Source organism: Streptomyces recifensis (assembly GCF_002154615.1).
GTDB lineage: Bacteria > Actinomycetota > Actinomycetes > Streptomycetales > Streptomycetaceae > Streptomyces > Streptomyces griseoluteus.
On the sequence record NZ_MUNH01000765.1, the window covers coordinates 1 to 703 of the forward strand.

The 703-nt window shown below is 73.3% G+C and carries 2 protein-coding genes; both read left to right on the plus strand.

The window, feature by feature from the left end:
* A partial coding sequence (locus tag CCN33_RS29440) for a phosphotransferase family protein (RefSeq protein WP_167387976.1) occupies nucleotides 1-444 on the plus strand: 444 nt, incomplete at its 5' end.
* An 81-nt stretch (nucleotides 445-525) separates the two neighbouring features.
* A partial coding sequence (locus CCN33_RS29445) for a TFIIB-type zinc ribbon-containing protein (protein WP_167387977.1) occupies nucleotides 526-703 on the plus strand: 178 nt, incomplete at its 3' end.

Below are 703 nucleotides of genomic sequence, written 5' to 3' on the forward strand. Positions count from 1 at the left end.
CCCTGGGCCCGCGAGGAAGCCCCCGCCCCCGGCACCCCGTTCCTCTGCCACGGCGACCTGCATCTCGGCCAGCTGGTCCGCCACCCCGCGCCCGACGGACCCTGGCACCTCATCGACGTCGACGACCTCGGACTCGGCGCCCCCGCCTGGGACCTCGCCCGCCCCGCCGCCTGGTACGCCTGCGGCCTCCTCCCGTCCGGTGAATGGCTCCGCTTCCTGACCGCTTACCAGGCGGCGGACGGTCCTGCCGTGCCCCCGGGGGCCGACCCCTGGCCCGTACTGGAGGTTCCGGCCCGCGCGCTCACCGTGCAGACCGCCGCCCTCGCCCTCACCAAGGCCCTCACCGCCGGGCGCCCGCTGGACGAGGTGGAGCGGGCCGTCGTGGACGCCTGCGCGCGAATGCCGGGCGTCCCCGCCCAGTTGGCCCGCGACTTTCTCAAATAGGCTGCAACCGGCCGGGGCAGGACGGAGTCTGTCCTGGGGAAACAACAAGCAGGACCCGACGGCGAGGAGTTGAGCCGAACCATGCAGTGTCCGAAGTGCCATGCGTCGATGCACACCTACAACCGCAACGGCATCCAGATAGAGCAGTGCGACGGCTGCCGCGGCATCTTCCTCGACTACGGCGAGCTGGAGGCGCTGACCCGCCTGGAGTCGCAGTGGTCCCAGCCCGGCCCGCCGCCCGCCCCGCAGGGCTACCCCG